Here is a 25,888-nt window from a genome sequence, read left to right as displayed (position 1 = left end):
CAAAACACCACTTACAAGCGGATAAATTCAGCTGTAAGGATATACAGAGCCATAATGAGTACAAACCATCCGAAGCCCTTTTTCAATTTTTTACCATCGATCTTATCCGAAAGATATCCTCCGAAAAATATCCCCAAAATGGCAATACTGGTAAAAACTAATAGCAATTTCCAATCTATCTCCAGCACACCTATATCGCCGGTAAAACCTATCAGGGAGTTTATAGAAATAATGAGCAAGGAAGTGGCAACAGCTTCTTTCATAGGTAGCCCGGCAAAAATTACGAGAGCCGGAATAATGAGAAAACCGCCACCGGCTCCTACAAATCCCGCAACAACCCCTACCAGTATCCCTTCTAGAAAAAGGATGTTGTAGTGATAGTTAGACACATTGGTAATGATATTCTTTCGCTTATTGCGCAACATACTTACCGAAGTGATTAGCATGACAATCGCAAAAACCACCATAATGACATCGGCCTTGGCAATTACTGTATTCCCTACAGACATAATAGTCTCTGGAATAGCCGGAACCACATAACGCCTCATGAGGTATACTACTACAAAGGCGGGAAATGCAAATACAAAAGCTGTCTTTACCTCCACCAAGTTCTTCCTCATACTCACAAGGGCTCCGACTAGAGAAGAAGCTCCAACCACAAAAAGAGAATAACCTGTAGCTGTAACGGGATTTATTCCCATGAGATAGACCAGTATTGGGACTGTGAGAATAGCCCCCCCACCGCCTATAAGACCGAGCACCATCCCTATCACAAAGGCGCCTAGATAACCCAATACGAAAAATACATCCATAACCCTTTCCTCTAACTTTACTACAAAAGTAGTAACTGCCTGAGTTGCCAACGTAACAAAGGTTACATGGCCAGAGTTGGGGATATAGTCTTACAGATCAACTACCTTTATACTGTTCCGAAACAATTGTATTTTCCCCTGGTTTTCCAGCTTTTTCAGCAATCGAGAGATCACCACTCTCGAGGTATTCAAATCGCGCGCTATTTCCTGATGCGTGGTGTTTATTACCTCATCTCGAGCTATCATAGCCTTGTCTCGAAGGTATTTGAGCAAGCGCTCATCCATTTTGAGAAAGGCGATATTGTCTATGGTTTCCAACATTTCCATCAGCCTGTCGTGATAGCTCTGCAATATAAACTGTCTCCAGCTTTTGTAGGTGCTCATCCACACCTCCATTTTCTCTACAGGTATCATCACCAAAGCGGTATCGGTCTCTGCCACCGCTCTAATCTCACTCTTTGCAGAGCCCACACAACACGACAAGGTCATGGTACAGGTATCCCCTCTCTCTATAAAATAAAGCACTAGTTCTCTGCCTTTGTCGTCTTCTCTAAGTATTTTTACAGCTCCGTTGAGAATGAGTGGCATCCCCTTTATGGTATCTCCAATATCCATAAACTGGAAGCCTTCGGGAACTTTCTTAAGTGTCCCGACCCTGCTTATCTCCTCGAGAAGAGCCGGTTCGAGGAGGTATCCGTAATTCTGCTTTAGCACTTCTAACATACCCCTAATATAATCAATAATTATATTCGATGTATTAATTAGTTGCAGTTCTCCATTTGCAGTTATTTAAACGCGCTAAAGCCTGTGATATCAGCCCCTGTAATGAGCAAGTGTATATCGTGAGTACCTTCATAGGTCACCACGCTTTCCAAATTCATCATATGCCTCATTATACTGTAATCGCCAGTAATTCCCATAGCTCCGAGCACTTGTCGGGCTTCTCTGGCTATGTGAAGAGCCATATCTACGTTGTTCCTCTTGGCCATAGAGATTTGTGCAGATGTAACTCTGTCTTCATTGCGCAACACTCCCAATCTCCACGTGAGTAATTGCGCCTTGGTAATTTCGGTAATCATCTCAGCCAATTTTTTCTGCTGCAGCTGTGTCGCGGCTATGGGTTTGCCAAACTGTATACGTTCTTTGGCGTACCTGAGAGCGGTATCATAACAGTCCATTGCTGCCCCTAGCGCTCCCCAAGCAATTCCGTATCGCGCCGAATCGAGACAGCCAAGGGGTGCTCCAAGTCCGCTTTTTTCAGGAAGTAAGTTTTCCTTGGGCACCTTTACATTGTCGAAGATGAGCTCTCCGGTAGCCGATGTCCTAAGCGACCATTTGTTATGGGTTTCCGGGGTAGTAAACCCCTCCATACCCCGTTCTACAATCAATCCGTATATCCTGCCTTCTTCATTTTTAGCCCACACTATCGCCAAGTCGGCAAAAGGCGCATTAGAAATCCACATTTTGGCTCCATTCAACAAAAAGTGATCACCCATATCCCTGAAGTTGGTCACCATCCCTCCGGGGTTAGACCCGTGGTCGGGCTCTGTAAGTCCGAAACAACCCATCAATTCACCCGTGGCAAGAGCGGGGAGATATTTTTTCCTCTGTACCTCAGTTCCGTATTTCCATATAGGATACATTACCAGCGACGACTGCACCGATGCCGTAGAGCGTATACCGCTATCACCCCGTTCTATCTCCTGCATGATAAGTCCGTAGCTTATTTGATCCAGTCCTGCACCTCCGTATTCTTCCGGAATATACGATCCGAAAGCGCCTATTTCCGCCAGTCCGGATAAAAGTTTTTTGGGAAATTCTGCACGCTGAGCACTATCTTCAATAATAGGAGACAACTCCCGCTTTACCCAATCTCTACAAGCCGAACGCACCAATTTGTGCTCTTCGGAAAGCAAATCGTCGAGATTGTAGTAGTCGGGAGCTTCAAAAAGATCCGTTTTCATCCATATCACAATTAAATTCTTTCAAATATATTTAAGAAATATAACATTACAAGATATTTATGTGATATTTTATACAGCGATTCCAATATTATGACAATTGCCAATAAGATTTCTTCTTCTAGCTAAATACTTAATCATCCCACTCCATAATATCTCCCCTTTCTTCAGGTTTGATACACTCTCTCAGGGTTTTCTCGTCATAGGCCAATCCGTGTTTGTCGAGAACGTCTTGTGGCACACCGTCCCATACATTGGGGGTATTGCCCATATAACCCAAGTCTTTTATCCCTATCTCACTGGTATAAAAGCCCGTAGCCACCAGGTTTCTGAATCTCGAAAAGAAGACAGCACCGGCTTTGTGCTCTGGTTTTACCTCTTCGGGATAGGCAATATCTTCCACTATCATTTTTCTCTCTTCATCAGAGCAGGACAGAAATTGTTTGTCATACCTCAAATTACTCTCTCGGTCGAGCCACATCAATCCGCCTCGCATCGGAGTCTGGTGTTGGGGAATATCTTTTACTATAAATTCTATAAACTCGGGTACTCCTGCTTCGGTAGCCGATCCGGAGGTCTCATCAGCCGGGATTACAATATCGCTAAGCACAGCTATGGTCGCCATTTCGTGCTCGTTAAAAAAACTTTTACTCCACAACTCCTCGTCTCTTGCAGCCTCTTCCGGGGTACGTCCGTAAGCCTCCTTATCACTTTTTTTAACTGCTTCCGCTTGTTCCTGCTTTTCCTCTCCTGGCACACAGCCGTGGAGCATCAATCCCGAGGCTACTCCACCCATAACCAGGGTTTTTATGGTTTCTCTTCTGTCCATTTTATTTGTGGGTTAGTGGGTTGGGTTATTGGGTGCAATCTAAACAACTTAGTAACTCAATAACCTATCAACTTAATAACTTATCAACTAAACATTCATTTTTTTCACTTCTTCTTTCAAATAATCCGACGCTCTCCAAGCCAGTGCGAGTATGGTCCAAGTCGGGTTCTTATCGGCTTGAGACACAAAGGGACCACCGTCTACCACAAACAAATTGGGCAGGTCGTGTGCCTGATTAAAGCGGTTTACCACAGAGGTTTTAGGATCGTCGCCCATACGGGTAGTTCCCACCTCGTGTATAATCCTTCCCGGATTTTCCAGTCCGTAATCCGTACTCTCATCGGGCTTTTCACCTAGGGCTATTCCTCCCATCGCATCGATTATCTCCTCAAAGGTATCGTGCATATGCTTTGCCTGCTTTCTCTCTTCATCCGACCATTTATAGTTGAATTTCAATACAGGAATACCGTATTTATCTACTACATTATGATCTATTTCACAATAGTTATCCCTACTCGGAATACTTTCCCCTCTTCCAGCCATACCGAATGTGGCGCCGTAAAACCTTCTGATATCATTTTTAAAGTCGAGGCCATAACCTCCTGCCTTTTTACTGTTCCCATTCTTGTCGGGCACTAGCCCGTTGAGCCGTTCCATATTAAACCCGAAGCCATAGGCGGGCATTCCCATACCTCCCCAGTACTCTATGTGATATCCTCGACTAAACCCGAGATTCTTACTGTCGTTGAGCCACCAAGGGGTATACAAATGCATGCCTCCTACTCCGTCTTCGTTATACCGCTTGCGATCCATCAGTGCTGGAACAAATCCCATACGAGAGGCACCGGTAGAATCGTGCAAGTATTTCCCCACCACATCACTCGAATTAGCCAATCCGTTAGGGTGAGCTTCCGATTTGGAATTGAGCAGTATTCTAGCCGAGCTACAGGCGCTAGCCGCCATAATTACCACTTTAGCTTTTACGCGATACTCTTGCAGGTCTTCCTTGTTTACATAAGAAACTCCGGTAGCCTTACCCTCTTTATCAGTAAGCACCTCTCGTACCATCGCATTGACATAGAGATCTACATTGCCGGTTTTCATTGCAGGGTTGACCAGTACAGAAGACGAAGAAAAATCTCCATATACACTGCAGGAGCGCGAACACTGGCTACAAAAAAAACATGCCCCTCTGGTGTTGTCTACCCTTTTGGTAAGTATAGACAACCTAGACGGAATCATAGGGATTCCCGCTTTATCTACCCCTTTCTTGATATAGAGCTCGTGCAGTCTCGGTTTGGGTGGGGGTAAAAAATAGCCGTCGGGCTCATTGGGAATATTTTCTCGGGTGCCAAACACTCCGATAAGCTTGTCTACTTTGTCGTAATAAGGCTTTACATCCTCATATCCTATAGGCCAGTTGTCTCCTTTTCCGTCGTAATCTTTTCGTTTAAAATCGAGGGGACCAAACCGCAGGGAAATCCTGCCCCAGTGATTGGTTCGTCCTCCGAGCATACGAGAGCGAAACCAGTCAAATTCAGTACCGTTTTCTTTGGTATAGGGTTCTCCCTCTATCTCCCATCCTCCATACGCCATATCAAAATCTCCGAAAGGGCGTATTGTTCCGGCTCCTCTCCTAGGCGACTCCCAAGGCCATCTCAACTGAGTGCGCTGTTCGGGATTGGCCGGATCAAAATGGGGGCCGGCCTCCATCAGTGCTATCTTGAATCCGGCTTGGGCGAGTACGTGCGCAGCCATCCCTCCTCCGGCTCCGGAACCTACGATACATATATCATAGATTTTGGATTGTTCTTTAATTTGAAAAGACATATTTCTGTAGTTTACGGAAAATTTCCAGTGCAGTTTCCCATATTTCTCTATAGGGACATCCTATACAAATATATTAAAAACAGAACACCACAGCTCGAAAAAAACCGTAAAGTCTACATATTCAGATAGAAATCAGCCGTAAGCGCCTTGTATGCTTCGGTGTAATTGTGTCGCTCCCGCTCTATGGCAAGCTCATCGATACTAGCTGAAAGTTCGCGGAAAGAAAGTCCAATTAAGCTTCTACTAATCCCAGTTTTGTCACTCCCTTCTCGTCCTCTCACACGGGTAAGGCGATACGGATATAAGTGCCGATCGGCCGCCAGTGCTAAAAACCGCTCCTCCTCTCGATATGGTATTACAAGATTAAACCGTCCCTCCTTTGAAAGAAGTCGACACACCGCCTCCAGCAATTGTTCGAAGGGAAGCCAGGTGGCTGAGCGTGCTTTTTCTCTACTAGGGTCGGAAGAAGCGATCTGCTCCGTAAAAAAAGGAGGATTGGAGATGATCAAATCGTAGGTGTCGTCTATTTCACTGGCAAAATCTGCCAAGGATGCGTGATAACAGAACAGTCTGTCGTTCCAGGGAGAATCCTCAAAATTCTCCACACATTGCTCATACGCCATACTGTCGATCTCTACCGCGTCTATCTGTTCTGCATTGCTTCGCTGTGCTACCATCAGGGCTACAACACCAGTACCGGCACCGATATCCAATACCGAAAACGGACGATGTGAGATATCGGCCCAAGCGCCGAGCAACACTCCATCAGTGCCTATTTTCATAGCGCATTGATCCTGTTTAACACTGAATTGCTTAAAGTGGAAGGGTTTATCAGACATCGCTGCAGATTTTAGAGAAACAGATTTCTCCTCAAAAGTGTATTATAGGTACAATTCGATCAATCCCTCAGGAGCATTGACGATCATCGTTTTGGTCTCTCTGTCTACCTTCACTATAAAATCGTCATTCATCGGGATAAGCACCTCCTTGCCTTCGCGATCGATTGCGAGAAGAGGCTGAGCAGTAGTGTCGTTGACGGCGGTAATCTTACCTACATCTCCGAATTTCTCATCTCTTACGAGAAAACCGATTACTTCGTGAAAATAGAATTTGTTACCAGACAATTCCGGCAGAGTCGAAAGCGGGAGATATAGTTCTGCCCTCAGCAGAGTATCGGCATCTTCTTCAGTAGTGACATCTTCAAATTTGAGACGCAACAGATTTGATTTGTGAAGTGAAGATGCTTCAATAAAAAAAGGAACCAGGTCATTACCTACGGCAATGAACACTGATTCCAAATTTTCGTACAATTCGGGTTCGTCGGTATCCAGCTTGGCCAGTACCTCCCCCTTAAAGCTGTATTTTTTTACTATTTTACCGAGATAGAAGCAGTCTTCTTTCTTCATCTCACCAAAACAATTACTCTGCAGCTTCTTTGTTCTCTTCAGAGCTTTCTTCAGCCTCAGGAGCAGCAGCTTCTACTTCAGGAGCTGCTTCAGCTTCTGTCGCTGCAGTTTCTTCAGCAACTTCTTCTGTAGCTTCTTCAGCAACTTCCTCTACGGCAGTTGCGGCAGCCTGACGCTTCTCATTAATCTCTCTCTCAGCTTCCAGCGCTTTTGCTCTGGCTTCTTCTCTTTCTTTTTCCAAGCCCTCCACTTTTGCAGTGACCTTGCCGGTTTTTTCTTCCAACCAAGCTGCAAATTTAGCATCTGCTTGTTCTTGGGTCAAAGCTCCTTTAGCAACCCCGCCTAGCAGGTGTTTTTTAAGGAGTACCCCCTTGTAAGAAAGGATTCTTCTTGCAGTATCGCTAGGCTGTGCACCATTTTGCAACCACTTTACAGAACCGTCTACATCGAGATCGATCTGTGCAGGGTTGGTGTTCGGATTGTAAGTTCCGAGTTTTTCTAGGAATTTACCATCTCTTTTGGCGCGAGAATCGGCCGCTACGATCCAGTAAAAAGGTTTTCCTTTTCTACCGTGTCTCTGTAATCTGATTTTTACAGGCATAATACATTAATTATGTGGGGTTCCCGACCCCGATTATTAATTCAACTATCTCCTTCTCAAAAAGGAGGGTGCAAATATAGTTATTTTTTCACAGAAAAGGTCTAATTTTGAATCTTCTTCATCACTTACGACAAAACGAGATATTGTGGAGGGCAAAAAAATATTACATATAGACAGCAATCACCCGCTCTTATGGGAACAATTGGAAGCCGCAGGATTTGAAAATCACGAAGACTACACTTCTTCCAAAGAAGATATAGAAGCTATTATTTCTTCTTATGCTGGTATTGTAATTCGCAGTCGCTTTAAAATAGACAAACAGTTTATAGACAAGGCTACACAATTGCAGTTTATCGCAAGAGTAGGTGCAGGGCTAGAAAGCATAGATTGTGCTTATGCCGAACAGAAGGACATCGCCCTTATCGCCGCTCCGGAAGGCAATAGAAATGCCGTAGGCGAACAGGCATTGGGGATGATTTTATCGCTCTTCAACAACCTCAACCGAGCCGACCGGCAAATCAGAGATGGGCAATGGCTCAGGGAAGCCAATCGCGGACACGAATTGGAGGGAAAAACTGTTGGGATTATAGGCTATGGCAATATGGGAAAAGCCTTTGCCAAAAAACTAAAAGGCTTTGACACCAGTGTAATCTGCTACGATATCTTACCTGATAAAGGCGATGAAAATGCTACTCAGGTATCTCTCGAAGAGCTACAGGCAAGAACCGATGTGCTCAGCCTGCACACGCCCTTTACACCACTCACAGATAAGATGGTAAACTCAGCATTTATCGACAGCTTTGCCAAACCTTTCTGGTTGATCAATACCGCCAGAGGAAAAAGTGTGGTAACCAGCGACTTGGTAGAAGCTCTAAAAAACAAAAAGATAATAGGAGCGGCATTAGACGTCTTGGAATACGAAAAGTTGTCTTTCGAATCACTGTTCTCTGAAGGCAATATACCTCAAGCCTTTCAGTACCTCCTCGAAGCAGACAACGTATTGCTTTCACCTCATATAGCCGGGTGGACCTTTGAGAGTCACAGAAAACTCGCCCAAACTATAGTCGATAAAATTTTGGCGGTTTACAACATAAAATAGGGAGATTAAATTCTTTTTAGAAAATCAATCTTGGAAATGCCCATTCAAACCGGTAATCTAATGACTTACAGGCAAACATCGTGCGATACAATGCTGTGATTCACTACTTTTTGACCAGCACAAAATAGTTTTTCTTCCCTCTCTGCAACAATACAAACTTATTGTTTATCAGGTCATCGGAGGTAATACTATAACCTTCATTGACCTTTTCTCTGTTTACCGAAATAGAGTTTTCTTTCAGGGCTCTACGGGCTTCCCCGTTGGATTTTAGAAATCCTGTTTTTTCACTCAGCGCTCCGATGATGTCAAGACCAGCTTCTATATCCGAAGCGGCAATCTCCGCTTGAGGTACACCGTCGAACACATCGAGGAAAGTCTTTTCGTCCAAAGCTTTCAGGTCTTCAGATGTGCTTTTCCCAAACAGTATTCCCGAAGCCTTTACCGCCTTGTCCAGCTCTTCTCTCCCGTGAACAAAAGTAGTAATCTCTTCTGCCAATCTTTTTTGAAGCACTCTGGTATGGGGAGCCTCACGATGTGTATCAATCAACTCTTCTATAGTTTCCCGATCGAGGAAAGTAAATATTCGTATGTACTTTTCGGCATCTTCATCCGAAGTGTTCAACCAAAACTGGTAAAATTTATACGGAGAGGTTTTTTCCGGATCGAGCCATACATTACCCCCTTCTGTCTTTCCGAATTTTGAGCCGTCGGCTTTGGTAATAAGCGGACAGGTAAGGGCGTATGCCTTTGCACTCTCGTCGCTCATACGTCGGATAAGCTCGGTTCCGGTCGTAATATTTCCCCATTGGTCAGACCCTCCCATCTGCAACACACAGTTGTGTGTTTTATACAAGTGGTAAAAGTCGTACCCCTGTATCAGTTGATAGGTAAATTCGGTAAAAGACATACCCGACCCCGATTCGGAGCTCAGACGTTTTTTGACAGAATCTTTGGCCATCATATAGTTTACCGTGATGCGCTTACCGACATCGCGAGCAAAGGTGATAAAGGAAAAATCCTTCATCCAATCGTAGTTGTTTACCATCAGGGCTGCATTAGGTGCGTCAGCGTCAAAATCAAGCAGCTTAGACAATTGCTTTTTGAGACCTTGTATGTTCTTTTCAAGGGTTTCTTCATCGAGCAAATTTCGCTCTTCCGATTTCATCGAAGGGTCTCCTATCATTCCGGTAGCTCCACCTACCAACACTATAGGACGATGGCCGGCCAGTTGAAAGTGACGAAGCATCATCACCCCTACGAGGTGACCAATATGCAGAGAATCGGCGGTGGGATCTATACCCACATAGGCCGAGGCAGCTCCCTTGTTCAATTGTTCTTCAGTACCCGGCATGATATCGTGTATCATACCTCTCCATCGCAATTCTTCGACAAAATTCCTGACCATTTCAGTATTCTTTTTGGTAAAACAAGCGCAAATTTACAATAAATAGGTAATTAGACCGCCGTCAATCAAGGTTTTTGTATCCTATTCTCAGCATGCAGTAGTCCTAAAATACATATATTTGTGCCTATGATTTTAGTCACCGGAGGAACGGGACTCGTCGGTGCTCATCTGTTACACGCACTGTCCCGGCAGGAAGAACACATAAGGGCCACTTACCGGAAAAGCAGCGACATTGCAGCGGTAAAGACGCTTTTTGAGGAACTGAAAGTTCCGGGAGCCCAGTTCGATCACATAGAATGGGTCGAAGTGGATATCAACAATATCCCGGCACTTTCCGACGCTTTCAAAAACGTTGACCGCGTGTATCACGCAGCTGGATTGATTTCCTTCGATCCATCGGATTACTATTTATTAAAAAAAATAAACACCGAAGGAACTGCCAATGTTGTAAACCTCTGCCTTGCCCATGAGGTGGATAGATTGTGTTACGTCAGCTCAGTCGCTACTCTTGGAAAAACCGCTTCTCCTGACGAATTGATCACCGAAGACACCCACTGGAATACAGAATCCGAAAATAATGTATACGCCATCAGTAAATACGGCGCCGAGATGGAGGTGTGGAGGGGAAGTCAAGAAGGGCTTGATGTCGTTGTTGTAAACCCGGGAATCATTCTCGGTATCCCTCCCGGAAAAAAGGGCTGGAATACAGGGAGCAGCAGATTGTTTCAGGAAATCGACAAGGGATTAAAACACTATACTGAAGGAGTTACCGGATATGTGGACGTGACCGACTTAATCGCCATTATGATCGGTCTTATGCAAAGCGACATCCGTAACGAGAGGTATATCGCGGTAAGCGAAAACCTGAGTTACAGGCAACTCTTTACAAACATCGCAGAAGCTCTGAGCAAAAAACCGCCACAAAAAGAAGCTCCAAAATGGATTTTATCTATGCTTTGGAGGCTGGATTGGCTCGCTAGCAAAATCTCTGGAAAAACTCGGAGAATTACCCGTTTAACCGCCAAATCCGCATTAAATCGCAGCTACTACAGCAACGATAAGATCAAAACAACGCTCCAGTTCAGCTTTAAACCGATTTCCGACACTATAAAACGTACGGGGCAGTATTACAGTAGGCGATTTAACTGATGTTTAATTGACCACTTCTACCCATTGTCCTTTGGTTCTTACCCTGTAATTATTGTCGTACATAGCCTCACACTGCACTCCCGGAAGATAGTACTTTCCGAGGTATGAAGCGTTGACCAACACCTTAAAAGTCTTGGTGGCATGAGCTCCCAAATCGAAATAGAAATTGGCTCTGTCATCTCTCAAATCGGTATGCGTTGCCGGATTTGGTGTATGCTGTCCGCTTCCAAAATCAGTAAATCGGGTATTGACAATCTCCCAACCACTGGGGAAAATATGGCTCAATGCTACGTTTTTCAATTCTTCTCCTTTGAGATTCGTAATACTCACCTCAGCTATAAAGTTTGTTCCCTGCTGCAAAGAGGAAACATTCAACACACTGCCATCTCTTCCCTTGTAAGTTACTGTGGCCTTGAGATTCTGCTGTTCGGCCAATTCTTCTCCTACCGGTAGAATACCACTGCTTACAAGCCGCACGAACACCGTGTTGTCTTTGTTGTTCTTCAACTGAATCTCATTAGCTCCTTGAACTATATCGGGAGTACGCGACGCCATGGTTTTGGAAGTGTTTACACTGGCGCTTTTTCCGTTTACACTGTAGTTTATCTCCATGCCCTTTCCTCCTACATATCCGGCAAATTTTGCCATGGCCAACAGGCTGTATGCCGTACTCTGGGTACTCATCCACCGGTCTTCACTCAAACTTTTGGCTATGGTAACTGCGAGTTCCCTCGCCTTATCTCTATCATCGAGTAAAACCAGAGTTTCCAAGGCTAGAGCACGGTTTCTTTCGGTTGAACCATAGGTGTAATAGTCGTACACTACCGGTTTAAAATCTATATTGGCCGAAGCGAAAATTTCACGCGCTATTTTGTGTTGTCCTATCAGTGCATAGGCTGCGGCTAAACGATGTTTGGCCTCGTTCGATATTCCCGTTGTTTCCCTCAGACGGTTCATAGCCGACACATCGGCGCGTTCTGCCAAAGCCAAAGTGTACAATCGATAAGCCTGAGCCAGACTGGAGCTCCGCTCCGAACTTCGCCATTGTTTGGCCTGTTGCTGCTGATAACTCACCCAACTGTCGAGAAAACCTATGGGAAGTACATATCCTTTTTTCTCTGCTTCCAGGAAAAAATGCCCGGCATAAGAGGTTCCCCAGTCGTCTGCATATCGCAGACCGCTCCAGTATGCAAACCCACCGTTGGGAAGCTGGTATCCACCCAAGCGCTTTATGGCGCTTTCTACATTTTTCTGTATTTCCTGTTTTCTATCTGTAGTAAGATCAAAGACATCTGTGAGGAAGAGTTGTGGAAAAGCCCCGGAAGTCACCTGCTCCACACAGCCGTGCGGGTATCGAATAAGGTATTGCATCCTACCGTCAAAATTCATTGGGGGCAGGGTAGAAAATTCCAAACTTACCGCATTGCTCCCGGCTACTCCAAAGGTTTCCAGCTTGATTTCCCTACTGCTTCCGGGTTCCAGAACTACATCCTGTACCGAGGTGGTTACGGGATTGGGGTTAACTGCGTCTATTTCCACCTCATAAGAAGCGGTTTCTCCACCTCCGGAAGCGCTTACTTCTACCTTCCCTATACCTTCAAAATCGGAAATCTCCAAGTCGAAATACGCCATCTTTTCGTCAGGGCGGTCAAAGGAAACTGTCTGACTGCTGTTCCCTATCACTTTAAACGCCTTGTTTTCTTTTATCCTTACACTTACATTTTTCACCTTGTCTTCCATGGCGAATACCGTTACGGGCAGCGTCACCTTTTCGCCAGGTGTTATCTTTCTCGGCAATGAAGCCAGCACCATAAGCGGCTTCCTCACTGGAGTCGTTTTTTCGGCACTGCCATAGGCTCCGGTCTCCACATCTCCCGCGACCAACATGGTTCTTACCGACCCAATGTATTTGGGTATGGCGATTTTATGCGATGCAGTTTCTCCCTTCTTCAAATTAAAAGGCCCCAAATAGATCACTACCGGCTTAAAGCGATCGGCCTTTTTGTTCTTTGCTCCGGCCAGTTCTTCATCCCCTCCTATACTGAACACCTGATCTATACGTCCGCCAAAGGCCCCTATAACATCGTCGTAGATATCCCAGGTTTTAACACCGAGGGCTTCACGAGCAAAAAAGCTTTCCCAGGCGTTGGGTGTACTAAATCGGGTCAGATCCAACAATCCGTCGTCTACAACTGCCAGTGTATAGGTCATAGGTCTCCCTTGCTGTTCGCTCACTTTTACGGTAACTGTTTCTTCCGGGCGTAATACCTCTTGCATTGTTATCTCCGGTTTTAGTCGGGTAGCCGGATCTTCCACTTTTATCGGCATCACACCGTACATGCGAATAGGCAGATCGTTTGCTGTAGAGGCATGGGGTTGCAAGAGCGAGATATAAATGTACACATTAGGTGCATAAAGCGCCTTTATCGGTAGTTCAAAACGGGTTTCTCCTTCTGTGGCTTCTACCCAGCGAGCATACAGTACTTCGGTACCGTTTTCCACCGTAACCAAAGCCCGCCCTCCGGCACTACTCGGGAAGGTTACTACGGCATTTTCGCCCACTGTATAAGCCTTCCTATCTGTAGAAAACACCAGCATAGTAGCGGTAGACGGGTCGTTTTTCCTAGATTTTCCAGCCCATCCCGGCCAGTCGATATAAACCGTTTGCCCCGTAGCGTGCCCTCCTTCGGGATCTTCCACATGAACCAAGTAACGCCCCCATTCTGGATATTTCAGTTCAAATTCAAACGATGCCTTACCGTCTGCTCCAGTATTCAAGGTGGTTGAATACACATTTTCTCTCTGGCTGCTTCCGGCATAAGAAGACAGGTTGTCGTTGGAAGTATCCCACCACCAGCGCCAGTTTACCTTATACACAGTCACTTTCAGTCCTTTGGTCGCCTTGGGATTTCCGTCCTCATCTACCGAAACCACTTCAAATCGGTGCTCAGTATCGGTGAGCAACATCCCTCTTCTCTCATCGCCTTTGGGTACATTGAGTCCGATATAGGTTTGATAAGGAGAATATGTTTTAGAAAAGACGTCGGTACTAAAGTCTCCTCCCGTTTCGTATACCTTGGTCACAAAAGATGCGTTGAGCATTCCCGGAGCGGCCTTGTTCAGTTGCGGCTTTAAAGAAAATACCGCTTTCCCTTCTCCGTTTACCTTACCGTCAAAAACAGTCTGTTCTTCAGATTGGAACGACCTGCTCGGATCGTTGAAGACGTAGCTCGGATACTGTTTGAAGGTAGTGTGTTTCGCCTGTAATCTGAGTTGTATATCCGCTTTCAAATTTCGGGCAATGGCACCGTGAAGCCAAGCCACTTCCAGGGTTCCCTGTACTGGTTTTGAACCTGAGAGAATCTCGTCTTCAAAGCCTGCCTTTATTTTCAGGCGGTTGGGTTTTATGGTTTCTATCTGTATACTTTTGTAAAATGACGCCCCGCCTACAGAGACCACCGCTTGCCAGTTTCCTGTAGGTGCATCTTGATCGGTAGGGGTTATAAAGGTATAAAAATTGCCTACCCCTTCGCTACGGGTCTTTTTTGCCACCACCTTGCCGTACGGATCTCTCAATTCGAATTTCACCGGATGCCTTGCAGGCAACTTATTGGCCTTGTCATTCAACACAAAAGACAGGAAAAGTGTATCTCCCGGACGCCATACACCGCGCTCTCCGTAAATATAGCCCTTAATCCCTTTTTGCAAGGTGACGCCGGCCACGTCAAACTTGCTCACAGAAAGCGCATTACCGTCGTTTAACTTCACATAGGTTTTATTATCTCCCTTTTCCACTATAGCAAAGGAAGCCGGCCTATCAGCATCGTACATAGCAAATCCATCTCGGTCGGTCACTGCCTTTGCTACCTCCTGCTGTTGAAAATTGTAAAACCTGACTTCGGCCTCTGCTTCCGGCTCAGCGGTGACCAAATTGGTTACTCCTATAAAATAAGATTGATTATTTCCCTTTTTCACCGTAGCTCCAAGATCGGAGGCCAAGATATTGACTGTAACTTTTCTGTTGCGGTAATAAGAGGTGTTACAAGGATTGTCCCTTTCGCTCCACTGATAAGAATAATCGTAATAGTAATCGTCGTAATAATACTGCTCTACATTGTCCCAATAGCTGGACTCTCCAGTGGCGTTGTCGTAGTTTTCTTCCTCAACTACTTCTTCCTCGGGAAAATTAGTGGCACTACACTTATAGGTACTGTATGAAGGGCGGAAGCGAAATTCTACTCTGTAAATGGCTCCCGGATCGGGGGTAATAAGTTCTCGCAAGTCTAAGGCATAAGCGTGCCACTTGCCGTCACTCTGTGTTAATTCGTTCTGTAACACTACTGTTTTATGTGCAACAGGTCTGGCTACAGTGCGCAAATCGCCTTCTCCTCCATTTATATCCTGATATTGGAGGAATTGAAGAATGTTGTTCTGAAATATTTTTATCACAGACACATCGACAGCCTTGAGATTTACCGCCTCAAAATTGACTTTCAGATTGCTTGATGAGGGGAGAATTGAACCGCTTTGAAGCAATCTCACCTCCGGCTTGAGTTGCTCAAAAGCCACCTGTTCAGTATACTGCTGTTTCAGTTTGTAGTTATCTATGTTCTGTATACCTTGGAATACTTCCAGCTCTTTTGTCCCGGACAAGGAGTTTTCAGGATATACCTTGAGCAGATTACCACTTACCGAAAACTTCAGTGATTTTGCGTCCTGTATCTGTACTAAGCCGTTAAAATCCTGATTTTTTTTAAGCGGATCTGAAAAACTGATCTCCAAGTATGGCTTGTCGGTACCGGCCACCTGAACTTCCATCACAGTAAAATTGTTCTTCCCGGGTACAGCGATCTCTCCCTGTCCTTCCGAATCGATATCAAAATCTTTTCCACTCCACAACACTTTTACTTTTGAGTCTTCTTCCTCGCGCTGTACGCTGTCTATCTTAAATCGAAAAACAGTATTGGTTCCGGAAGTAGCGTAAAAATTTACCGGGAGACTCTTATCGCCCTGCAAGGCAGTCACCAAATTTTTAGCGATATCAATATCGAGCTGATCACTGCTTCGCAGCGCCCCCTCTATGTACTGCCAATTGCGATCGTATGACTGTAAAGGCTCTGTAATAATGTTGAATTCCTGTTTAATCGTCTTTACCCGGAAGCGGAATCTTCGAAGGTCTGAAGGAAGTTCGTTTACCAGCGCTTCTAGGTCTAAGGTAAATTCGTACTCCGTATCCTGATTCAAAGGCCTTTCGGGAACAAAGGCCAGGGTTTGATTGTTGAGCGCAACGACCTTTCCTTTTACTGTGGGCGAAACCTTGAAAAGGTTCTCGGGAAGTTCTTTGTCTTTTTCCCATCCGCTCACGGGCTGCGTGAGTACAACCCGTATATCTGACGCTGTAGAGATAATTCCCTGTGAAACATCGGATACGTATTCGCGATACTTGAACAAATTTGAAACCCGCTCCTGAGCTTCCTCTCGAGTATCCTTGTCCTTACAAGATATCGCCAATAGAGCGACAATGAGAAAGAGTAGATATTTTTGACGCATAATTTTATTTTTTAATGACACTCTCCTTTCTTTAGAGTACAGCACCGCTTGTTCGGTATTTACATCCGATGTTTTAGCCTTGAGAATTGCAGCAAAACACACTGGATAATCACAGTGTTTCTCCAAAGCTTTTCTTGTCTGAAAAGCTGAAGCGGACTGTTAAAAATACTAAAAAATACTCGTCTTCCCACTGAAAAACAGAAAGAACTAATACTGCATCGATCAAAAATAACAGTTCGTCACCTTAAAAAAAATCCCTGAAAACGAGGATTTACCCCATTCATCCCACACTCCCAAATCGTTCGTACTTATTCGATATCGAGTATTGTTGTAATTCCAACAAAATTAAATGGGAAAGCTATATAGCCTAAGAACAGAAATATGTACTTTTAGGTTTTAGCTATCCACAGGGATAGCAATCGTTATTTTTTACCATAATTTACAAAGTACATTCAGATATGAGTATCAAAAAACCTTTTAATCTGCATCGATGGATCGAAGAGAACAGAGAACTTCTGAAACCTCCAGTAGGAAACAAGAATATGTATACTGAATCGGGTGATTATATTGTTATGGTGGTAGCCGGACCCAATGCTAGAAAGGATTTTCACTATAATCAAACCGAGGAATTCTTTTACCAAATCGAAGGAAATATCAAAGTGATTGTCCAGGAAAATGGAGAGCGCAAAGAGATGGAACTCGGCCCCGGCGACATGTACCTCAACCCCGCAGAAGTGCCTCACAGCCCAGTGCGAAGCGAAGGGTCTATCGGCTTGGTGATAGAGCGAAAAAGGGCGGGAAAAAATTTTACTGACGGACTGTTGTGGTATTGCGACAACTGCAATCACAAACTCCACGAAGTGTATTTCGAACTCCTAGATATAGAAAAAGATTTCCTCCCTCATTTCAAAAAGTTTTACAATTCGGAAGCACTGCGAACCTGTGACCACTGTGGTACAGTGATGGAAAGTGACCCGAGGTTTACGGACTGAGTGTGAGAGTTGGAAGGTCGGAGAATTGGAGATGAGGTGACTTGGTGACTTGGAGAATGGAGATGGGGAGCTTATCGGAAAAACACGGCGGCACCTTCTTTTGCAAAGAGAATTATTTGTAAGTTTGTGAAAAACACAACAAATAATATCAAAAAAGTTATAAATGTCGTCAATTGCAGCTGATTTTGGAATAGATAAAAGTCTTGATATCCTCGGTATTTCCAAGGAAAATAACGGAACATCTACAGGAAACAACTCTTTTGGGAGTGGTGATTTCATCGCTTCGCATTCGCCAGTGGATGGTGCTCTTATAGGAAAGGTGAGCACGACAACGCAGCAAGATTACGAGAAAGTAATCTCTACAGCTGTCGAAGCCTTTTCTGTATGGCGAAATATACCAGCCCCTCAACGAGGGGAAATCGTACGTCAGTTCAACGACGAGCTCCGCCGTTTAAAAGAGCCTCTCGGAAAACTGGTATCCTACGAGATGGGAAAATCGTACCAGGAAGGACTCGGAGAGGTACAAGAAATGATCGATATCTGCGATTTTGCAGTGGGCTTGTCACGGCAGTTACACGGACTCACCATGCACTCCGAGCGGCCGGGCCATCGAATGTATGAACAATACCACCCTTTAGGAGTTGTAGGAATCATTTCTGCCTTTAATTTTCCCGTTGCCGTATGGAGTTGGAACACTGCACTGGCTTGGGTTTGTGGAGATGTCTGTATTTGGAAAGGCTCAGAAAAAACACCGCTTACCTCTCTTGCCTGCCAGTATATCGCCGCAAGTGTATTTGCCAAAAACAAGCTCCCTGAAGGCATCTCATGCCTCGTTACAGGCGACTATAAAGTGGGTGAAATGATGACCCGCGACGAACGCATTCCGTTGATTTCGGCTACAGGATCTACGCGAATGGGAAAAACTGTAGCCAGCACAGTGGCCTCTCGTCTCGGAAAATCGCTGTTGGAACTCGGAGGCAACAACGCCATTATTGTCACTCCCAACGCCGATATAAAAAACACGGTGATAGGAGCCGTTTTCGGAGCGGTAGGCACCTGCGGACAGCGCTGTACTTCTACTCGAAGACTTATTATTCACGAATCTGTATACGACAAGGTCAAAAATGCCCTAGTAGAAGCCTACGGTCAATTGCGAATTGGAAATCCGTTGGACGAAAGCAACCACGTGGGGCCACTTATCGATAAAGATGCGGTAAACAAATATCTCGAAGCTCTAAAAAAGGTAGAAGAAGAGGGAGGCAATATTTTGGTAGAAGGAGGCGTGCTCGAAGGCAAAGGATATGAAAGTGGATGTTATGTAAAGCCGGCCATAGCAGAGGCCGAAAATCACTATAGCATTGTGCAACACGAAACTTTTGCCCCAGTGTTGTACCTGCTTAAATACAGTGGTGATCTGGACAATGCCATAAAGCTGCAAAACAATGTAAAACAAGGATTGTCTTCCGCTATAATGACCAACAACCTGAGAGAAGCAGAGCGCTTTTTGTCGGCAGAAGGTTCCGACTGTGGTATTGCCAATGTCAATATAGGTACCAGCGGGGCCGAAATCGGAGGCGCTTTTGGTGGGGAAAAGGAAACCGGAGGCGGACGCGAATCGGGTTCGGATGCTTGGAAAGTGTATATGCGACGACAGACCAACACCATCAACTATACCACAGAGCTTCCACTGGCTCAAGGCATCAAATTTGACCTGTAAACCACAGCAAGGTCTTACCTACATCATCAACAACCAAAATTTATTTTTAAAACTAATCTCAACATCAAAAACACCATGAAAAAAACAATTTTAAATCTCGTTTTCTTGTCGGTGATATGTTTTACGTCTTGTAAAGACAAACCGACTCCATCACAGCCGGAAGAAAACGCACAGTCTCAACAATCCGAAATGGTCGATATGCACAATGCAGAGAATGCACTCGACTATTACGGGGTTTATGAAGGAGTTATTCCTTGTGCAGACTGTGAAGGGATAAAACTAACTGTTGACATCAAGGACGACAACTCGTTTAAAACGGTGTACTATTACCTCGGGAAGAGCGAACAAAACAAATACACCGAAGAGGGAAGTTGGAAGATATCGGAAAGTACCATTACTTTCAGCACTAAAGACAACAATGTACACCAATTCTTTGTAGGAGAAGGTTTTATACAGATGCTGGATCAGGAAGGAAACAAGATTGAAGATAGTAGTATAGCAGAGATGTTTATACTGAAAAAAGTGAAGTAAAAAGGCGGAGGACTATTCCTCCGTCTCCCTTTGTGCTTCCTCGCTTTCTTCTATTCCTTCTCCATCTTTGGCTCTGGCTTTAGCTTTTTCCTTTTCCCGTTTTTCTTTCTCTCTTTCTATCTGAGCCTCTTTTTCCTCTTCTTCCATCCGCTTGAGTCGCTCCTCCACCTCCTTGTACATACTGTCGTAACGGTTGGGCATAGAGGCGTAATACAGATTACTCTCAACAAACTGTATGCTGTCTATCGCGTGTTTGTGATAGATATACTCTTCAGACACAATGTGGTTTTTGCGAAGTGTCGCCGGATCTACCGTACGCGCCGCATTGAGCAGGGCAAGATCGAAGAAAATGTCCTTCATCTGGTCTTCCGGTATCAGATTGTCCGGTTTGTCTACCGCACTTTCTTTACACGAGCTCACCACTACAAAAACAGTGAGAAATAGTATTCGGTATGCGAGTTTCATGACTTGTATATTTTTAACGGTCAAATTCCAGCCTCATAGCATTCCGAACATCGGTAAATTTACCGTTGTCGAACACCAAAGCTCCGTTTACAAAGGTATGCGTTACAGCCGATTGAAAGGTTATACCTTCAAAAGGAGACCATCCGCACTTATACCATATATTGGTCCGTTCTACAGTATTCGGCTGTTTGGGATCTACAAGAACAAGGTCGGCGTGATAGCCTTCGCGAATAAACCCTCTTTTTGAAATCTGAAAGAGTATTGCGGGGTTATGACACATTTTTTCGACCACCTTTTCCAATGATATTTTCCCTTGATGCCAAGCGTCTATCATTGCGGTAAGGGCGTGTTGTACCAGTGGGCCTCCCGAGGGGGCTTTGGTATAGATATTTCGCTTTTCCTCTAAGGTATGTGGAGCGTGATCGGTAGCGATGACATCGATGCGGTCGTCGAGCAAGGCTTGCCACAATCCGTTGCGATCCACGGCTGTTTTTACTGCCGGGTTCCATTTTATCAGCGTCCCTTTACTGTCGTAATCTTCATCGCTAAACCAAAGGTGATGTACACACACCTCTGCGGTAATCTTCTTTTCACGCAAAGGAATATCGTTCCGAAAAAGCTCGGTCTCTCTAGCAGTAGACAAGTGAAAAACATGGAGTCGAGCCCCTGTTTTTTCGGCTAGAGCTACCGCTCTAGACGACGATAAATAACAGGCTTCCTCACTGCGTATTACCGGGTGGAATTTTATCGGAATATCATCGCCGTACTTCGCCCTGTACTTCTCTAGGTTTGTCCTAATCGTGGCTTCGTCTTCGCAATGTGCGGAAATAATCATAGGAGTACTGGAAAATATCTTCTCCAGAATCTTTTCGTCATCTACCAACATATTTCCCGTAGACGAGCCTAGGAAAAGTTTTAATCCAGCACAGGATTTCGGATCTACCCGAAGTACTTCCTCTAGGTTGTCGTTAGTCCCTCCAAACATAAAAGAATAATTGGCGTGAGAAGTGCCGGCTGCAATGTCAAATTTCTCTTCCAGCTTTTTTATGGTTGTAGTCTGCGGATTGGTATTGGGCATCTCGATGAAGGAGGTTATTCCTCCCGCAATGGCCGCTCGGCTCTCTGTTGCTATGGTTGCCTTGTGGGTGAGCCCCGGCTCCCGAAAGTGAACCTGATCGTCTATGACCCCCGGGAGGAGATATTTCCCTTCCGCATCGATAAGCTGACATCCGGAAGTGTCAATGTCTCGACCTATTTTAGAAATCACTCCGTTTTCGATAAGGACATCGGTTTCAAATATCCTGAATTCGTTAACTGCGGTCGCATTTTTTATAAGTGTCTTCATCTTCCTTCGTTTAATTCTCATATTCCCGATTGAGAAATGTCTTAAAAATCCTTTTTGCGGAACAGGCTTCGCCACCTCATCGACAAGACCCCAAAAACAGCTTCGTTGATAATTTTGCCACTCATTTTAGAATTCCCCTTTTCCCTGTCTTTAAAAATAATAGGGACTTCTACGATACGGAATTTTTCCAAAAAGGCTCTAAACTTCATTTCGATCTGGAAAGCATAGCCCACAAAACGAATGCGATCGAGTGCAACCCGTTCTATCACCTCTTTCTTGTAACAGATAAACCCGGCTGTAGGGTCGTGTATACGCATTCCGGTAATGAACTTGACATAAAAAGAGGCTCCATAAGAAAGTAAAATTCTTTTCATAGGCCAGTTTATCACATTTACACCCTTTACATACCTCGATCCTATGGCCACATCAGCGCCGTGCAAGGAACAAGCGTTAAACAAGCGAACGAGATCTCTGGGATTATGTGAGAAATCGGCATCCATTTCAAAAATATAAGGATACGCTCTCTCCAATGCCCATTTGAACCCGTGAATATAGGCCGTTCCCAAACCTGATTTTTCACTACGCTCTTCCAGAAATAGCCGATCGGAAAACTCCTGTTGCAGTATCTTTACTCTCTCGGCTGTCCCATCGGGAGAGCCGTCGTCTACAATGAGAACATGAAATGCCTTTCGCAATCCGAAAACTGCTCGGATAATAGCTTCAATATTTTCAATTTCGTTGTATGTGGGAATAATGACCAGTCCGTCCGTGTGCATAAAAATCTTATCTCAAAACACAAAAATAGCATTTCTTTCGTTCTCTTTCTGCTATATTTCCACTATTTTTCGTTCTGAGGTTTGGCCGTACACGAAACAAAAAATAGCCTATAAGATATTCTATCGACAAACTTTAACAGTTTCTAAGTATTTTTGTTTAAATTTTTTCTGAAGCCGATGAAAGTAATAAAACAAAAAGAGCGACGATTTCTGATATTCCTCTGTGTCTTGACACTGGTAAACATGATTCAGGGAGGGATCACTGAGCTTATTTTTGACGAGGCCTATTATTGGTATTTTTCGCAAAATCTGAATTGGGGATATTTTGACCATCCTCCTATGGTCGCTTTTCTCGCTTCACTAGGTACGATTCTTTTCGACCATGAGTTGGGAGTACGGTTTTTCGCTCCCTTTCTCTTTTCGGGAACGATTTATCTGCTTTGGAAACTAATCGACGACGACAGCAAGTACAAACACACTGAAACTTTCATACTGTTTTCAGCTTCGGTGGCTCTGTTTAACGTCTATGGTTTCTTTATGCTTCCCGACACACCTCTACTGTTTTTTAGTGCACTATTTCTCTACGCTTTCAAAAGATTTATAAAACAGGCAGATATTACAGCGGTACTCCTGCTCTCTATCTCTATGGCTGCCATGATGTACAGTAAATACCACGCCTTTCTGTTTATCGTTTTTGCACTGTTCTCTTATCCGGCTATACTTCTTAAATACCGGTTTTGGATAGCTCTGGTACTATCACTTATATTGTATACTCCCCATCTTTTTTGGCTATACGACTCCAATTTTGTGTCACTTAAGTACCACCTTTCAGAAAGGGCTAACAGCGACTGGAGACCGTCGTTTACCCTCAACTACCTCTTAAATGTACTTATTGTTCCCGGCTTTTCTTTTCCCCTTATATACCTAGCGCTCTATCGATTCTCTGGGTTTAGCACCCTTAAAAAAAACAGTTTCGACCGCGTATTGGTAGTGATAAGCTGGGGGATTATCGGCTTTTTCCTATTGTCTTCCTTCAACCGAAAAACCCAAGCACAATGGCCACTACTCACCCTACTTCCACTGATTGTTCTCACCTTTCGATACTGTTTGAAACACGATAGGTTTAGATTGTGGCTGTACCGAACCAGTATGGTTTCGTTTGTCGTAATGGGCATAGCGAGGATATGCCTGTCTTTCGGCGAGATCTCTCCCTTTACCTACGAAAGCCACGGTAACAAGGAGTGGACAAAAGCTCTCTATGAAGAAACCGACGGACTACCTGTCGTTTTTGAGAATTCGTACCGGATGGCCAGTATGTACAGCTTCTATACTAGGGTTCCGGTCTATTCGCTCAACAGTATAAAACACCGCCAAAATCAATACGACATAGACGATTCAGAAGTATTTATGCAGCACCAAAAAGTTGCCTGTTTTTCTTCTCGTAAGGATACCGATTCTACATTCAATATGAATATCAACCTGAGGAAAGGAAGTCTGTGGAAGGGCAAGATTATCGACGACTTCAAATCGTTTAGAAAGTTAAACTGCAGTGTTTATCAGAATAGTATAAGCCCGGCATCCGATTCGCTCACCCTTATGCTCACCAATCCCTATACAGAAGGAGTGCCTTTACAAAAGTTAAAGTTTTACGGACTTGTGCTCGATGAAAAGAAACGCATTACAGACACTGTAAATATAGCTCCTTCACTCACCGAAAATGTAAAAGTACTAAGCCCTAGAAGCTCTATAGAATTTCGAGCTGGTTTGGACAGCATACACAAGCTCGATCGCGGAACACTTTTCCGAGTTTCCATTTCAGAATACGGCTGGCCTTCAGGGTTTCAGGGAAAGGTCATCCCTATTGGAAATATTTCTTTGTAATTTTTTTTACTATCGCCTATGGATATGAGTGTTATATACCGGAATACAGATTACCACACGACAGAAACCGTATTGTTGGTAACTTGCCTGGTACTTGTCGCTTATGCCAAAATGACGAACGAAGCGAGATTCCGCCGATTTCTAGAGATATTTATATCCGACAAATACCTCAAGCTCTACGGCAAAGAGCAGGATCCCAACCTAAACAGGTTCAATATCTCCTTGTTTATCGTTCAGATTATTATTTTCGGGATACTTATCAGACTTACCGGCCAACACCTCCAAATAGCTCCGTTACATGTCAATTTATTGTTAATTATAGCTGCTCTAGGACTATTTGTCATGTTTAAGTTCTACCTCGAAAAAATTATAGCCACCATCTTCGACATTGATAATTTTCTCGAGCAGTACAATTTTTACAAACTCACCTATAGAAGTTTGATTGCCATAATTTTAACACCTTTAGTCGCATTACTGGTTTACAATCCCATTCACGAAAAAATTGTACTTTCTACAACGGTTTTACTATTTCTTTTGCTGAATATCATCACTTGGGGAAGTATTCTTAAGAAACATCAAAAGTTTTTGACCGATAAGTTGTTTTATTTTATTTTATATCTTTGCGCTCTGGAAATAGCGCCCTATCTGATTGTAGTTAAAATAGTTTTTTGATCGAGATCTGGGAGGGAAAAACTAAACAAATGGTCAATATGAAAGTGAAAACAATCTTGGTTTCTCAACCGGAGCCAAAAGTAGAAAATTCACCATATTTACAGCTTGTAGAAAAGCAAAAAGTAAAAATAGACTTCAGGCCTTTTATTCATGTGGAGGGGGTTAATGCAAAAGAGGTAAGGCAGCAAAAGATAGATTTGACCAAGTTTACTGCTATTATTCTTACCAGCAGAAACTCTGTTGACCACTTTTTTAGGATAGCCGAAGAAATGCGTTTCAAGGTTCCGGATACTATGAAGTACTTCTGTCAATCTGAAGCAGTAGCCTATTATTTACAGAAGTATGTAATATACCGCAAGCGCAAAATTTACGTGGGAAAACGAACCTTTCAGGAGTTGGCTCCTATGATTAAGAAATACAAAGACGAAGCCTTTCTCTTGCCTTCTTCCGATGTGTTGAAACCAGAAGTTCCTGAGATCTTAGACGAACTCAAGATAAACTGGAAAAGAGCCGTGCTGTACAAAACTGTTATCAGCGATCTTTCAGACCTGAGGGATGTGTATTACGACGTCTTGGTGTTTTTTAGTCCTTCGGGCATAGAGTCACTCTTCAAAAACTTCCCTGATTTTGAGCAAAAAGACACTCGCATTGCCGTATTTGGAAACACAACGGTAAAGGCGGCTACCGATGCCGGACTGCGCATTGACATTCAGGCGCCTACTCCCGAAACACCATCTATGACCATGGCATTGGAGAAGTATATTCTGGAGGTCAATAAAAAATAAGACATCCTTATTTTTAGTTTCTACAAGGAGTAAACAAAATACACTACAAACAAATCGGGCTGTCTTTTCAGAAAAGACAGCC

Annotated in this window: 21 protein-coding genes; 8 read left to right on the top strand and 13 right to left on the bottom strand. The window is 44.1% G+C overall.

The genetic code is table 11. The annotated features are described in order from the left end of the window. Positions 1-11: 11 nt before the first annotated feature. From ACYZZR_RS03150 to ACYZZR_RS03115, 8 genes are all read right to left on the bottom strand, one after another. A complete protein-coding gene (locus ACYZZR_RS03150; protein ID WP_461532636.1) occupies positions 12-812 on the bottom strand; it encodes a sulfite exporter TauE/SafE family protein in 801 nt (266 codons plus the stop codon). A 90-nt stretch (positions 813-902) separates the two neighbouring features. After that, on the bottom strand, positions 903-1,535 hold the full coding sequence (locus ACYZZR_RS03145; RefSeq protein WP_461532539.1) for a Crp/Fnr family transcriptional regulator: 633 nt from the start codon (positions 1,533-1,535) through the stop codon (positions 903-905). A 62-nt stretch (positions 1,536-1,597) separates the two neighbouring features. Next, entirely contained in the window at positions 1,598-2,776 is a 1,179-nt protein-coding gene (locus ACYZZR_RS03140) for an acyl-CoA dehydrogenase family protein (RefSeq protein WP_461532538.1), read from the bottom strand. Between the two features lie 130 nt (positions 2,777-2,906). Continuing rightward, positions 2,907-3,602 carry a gluconate 2-dehydrogenase subunit 3 family protein gene (locus tag ACYZZR_RS03135; RefSeq protein WP_461532537.1) on the bottom strand — a complete coding sequence of 232 codons (696 nt, stop codon included), beginning with the start codon at positions 3,600-3,602 and terminating at the stop codon, positions 2,907-2,909. Positions 3,603-3,689: 87 nt separating this feature from the next. Then, complete coding sequence (locus ACYZZR_RS03130; protein WP_461532536.1) at positions 3,690-5,432, bottom strand: GMC family oxidoreductase; 1,743 nt, start codon at positions 5,430-5,432, stop codon at positions 3,690-3,692. A 113-nt stretch (positions 5,433-5,545) separates the two neighbouring features. Further along, positions 5,546-6,271, bottom strand: coding sequence for a tRNA1(Val) (adenine(37)-N6)-methyltransferase (locus ACYZZR_RS03125; RefSeq protein ID WP_461532535.1), 726 nt, complete (start codon positions 6,269-6,271; stop codon positions 5,546-5,548). A gap of 42 nt (positions 6,272-6,313) precedes the next feature. Then, entirely contained in the window at positions 6,314-6,838 is a 525-nt protein-coding gene (gene rimM, locus ACYZZR_RS03120; protein ID WP_461532534.1) for a ribosome maturation factor RimM, read from the bottom strand. Positions 6,839-6,851: 13 nt separating this feature from the next. Next, positions 6,852-7,439 (bottom strand): 30S ribosomal protein S16, encoded by a 588-nt coding sequence (locus ACYZZR_RS03115; protein ID WP_461532533.1) that lies wholly within the window; start codon positions 7,437-7,439, stop codon positions 6,852-6,854. Between the two features lie 145 nt (positions 7,440-7,584). On the opposite strand from ACYZZR_RS03115, the gene ACYZZR_RS03110 reads away from it, so the two are divergent. Then, positions 7,585-8,538 (top strand): 2-hydroxyacid dehydrogenase, encoded by a 954-nt coding sequence (locus ACYZZR_RS03110; RefSeq protein ID WP_461532532.1) that lies wholly within the window; start codon positions 7,585-7,587, stop codon positions 8,536-8,538. A 103-nt stretch (positions 8,539-8,641) separates the two neighbouring features. On the opposite strand, the gene tyrS is transcribed toward ACYZZR_RS03110, so the two are convergent. Next, positions 8,642-9,943 carry a tyrosine--tRNA ligase gene (gene tyrS, locus ACYZZR_RS03105; protein WP_461532531.1) on the bottom strand — a complete coding sequence of 434 codons (1,302 nt, stop codon included), beginning with the start codon at positions 9,941-9,943 and terminating at the stop codon, positions 8,642-8,644. A gap of 126 nt (positions 9,944-10,069) precedes the next feature. Between tyrS and ACYZZR_RS03100 the strand changes: the two genes are divergently transcribed. Then, the gene (locus ACYZZR_RS03100; RefSeq protein ID WP_461532530.1) at positions 10,070-11,092 is read left to right on the top strand and encodes an NAD-dependent epimerase/dehydratase family protein; all 1,023 of its coding nucleotides are present in this window, start codon (positions 10,070-10,072) and stop codon (positions 11,090-11,092) included. Positions 11,093-11,095: 3 nt separating this feature from the next. On the opposite strand, the gene ACYZZR_RS03095 is transcribed toward ACYZZR_RS03100, so the two are convergent. Then, positions 11,096-16,642 carry an alpha-2-macroglobulin family protein gene (locus ACYZZR_RS03095; RefSeq protein WP_461532529.1) on the bottom strand — a complete coding sequence of 1,849 codons (5,547 nt, stop codon included), beginning with the start codon at positions 16,640-16,642 and terminating at the stop codon, positions 11,096-11,098. Positions 16,643-17,100: 458 nt separating this feature from the next. Between ACYZZR_RS03095 and ACYZZR_RS03090 the strand changes: the two genes are divergently transcribed. From ACYZZR_RS03090 to ACYZZR_RS03080, 3 genes are all read left to right on the top strand, one after another. After that, positions 17,101-17,634, top strand: a complete 534-nt coding sequence (locus ACYZZR_RS03090) for a 3-hydroxyanthranilate 3,4-dioxygenase (protein WP_461532528.1) — start codon at positions 17,101-17,103, stop codon at positions 17,632-17,634. Between the two features lie 163 nt (positions 17,635-17,797). After that, entirely contained in the window at positions 17,798-19,351 is a 1,554-nt protein-coding gene (gene amaB / locus ACYZZR_RS03085) for an L-piperidine-6-carboxylate dehydrogenase (RefSeq protein ID WP_461532527.1), read from the top strand. A gap of 75 nt (positions 19,352-19,426) precedes the next feature. Further along, the gene (locus tag ACYZZR_RS03080; protein ID WP_461532526.1) at positions 19,427-19,882 is read left to right on the top strand and encodes a copper resistance protein NlpE; all 456 of its coding nucleotides are present in this window, start codon (positions 19,427-19,429) and stop codon (positions 19,880-19,882) included. A gap of 12 nt (positions 19,883-19,894) precedes the next feature. Here ACYZZR_RS03080 and ACYZZR_RS03075 read toward each other — a convergent pair whose 3' ends face one another. The 3 genes from ACYZZR_RS03075 to ACYZZR_RS03065 are packed head-to-tail and all read right to left on the bottom strand — an operon-like array spanning position 19,895 to position 22,468. Next, on the bottom strand, positions 19,895-20,347 hold the full coding sequence (locus tag ACYZZR_RS03075) for a DUF4296 domain-containing protein (RefSeq protein ID WP_461532525.1): 453 nt from the start codon (positions 20,345-20,347) through the stop codon (positions 19,895-19,897). A gap of 13 nt (positions 20,348-20,360) precedes the next feature. Next, on the bottom strand, positions 20,361-21,692 hold the full coding sequence (locus ACYZZR_RS03070; protein WP_461532524.1) for a dihydroorotase: 1,332 nt from the start codon (positions 21,690-21,692) through the stop codon (positions 20,361-20,363). A 41-nt stretch (positions 21,693-21,733) separates the two neighbouring features. Next, the gene (locus ACYZZR_RS03065; RefSeq protein ID WP_461532523.1) at positions 21,734-22,468 is read right to left on the bottom strand and encodes a polyprenol monophosphomannose synthase; all 735 of its coding nucleotides are present in this window, start codon (positions 22,466-22,468) and stop codon (positions 21,734-21,736) included. 177 nt (positions 22,469-22,645) lie between these two features. Between ACYZZR_RS03065 and ACYZZR_RS03060 the strand changes: the two genes are divergently transcribed. Genes ACYZZR_RS03060 through ACYZZR_RS03050 form a run of 3 tightly spaced genes read left to right on the top strand, consistent with a single transcriptional unit; the run spans position 22,646 to position 25,806 of the window. Next, positions 22,646-24,349 (top strand): ArnT family glycosyltransferase, encoded by a 1,704-nt coding sequence (locus tag ACYZZR_RS03060; RefSeq protein ID WP_461532522.1) that lies wholly within the window; start codon positions 22,646-22,648, stop codon positions 24,347-24,349. A gap of 24 nt (positions 24,350-24,373) precedes the next feature. Further along, entirely contained in the window at positions 24,374-25,021 is a 648-nt protein-coding gene (locus ACYZZR_RS03055; protein ID WP_461532521.1) for a DUF4271 domain-containing protein, read from the top strand. Positions 25,022-25,059: 38 nt separating this feature from the next. After that, the gene (locus ACYZZR_RS03050; protein WP_461532520.1) at positions 25,060-25,806 is read left to right on the top strand and encodes a uroporphyrinogen-III synthase; all 747 of its coding nucleotides are present in this window, start codon (positions 25,060-25,062) and stop codon (positions 25,804-25,806) included. Positions 25,807-25,888 lie beyond the last annotated feature (82 nt).

Origin of the sequence: Sinomicrobium sp. (assembly GCA_029266035.1) — a bacterium.
GTDB lineage: Bacteria > Bacteroidota > Bacteroidia > Flavobacteriales > Flavobacteriaceae > Sinomicrobium.
This window is presented reverse-complemented; position numbering and strand designations above follow the sequence as displayed.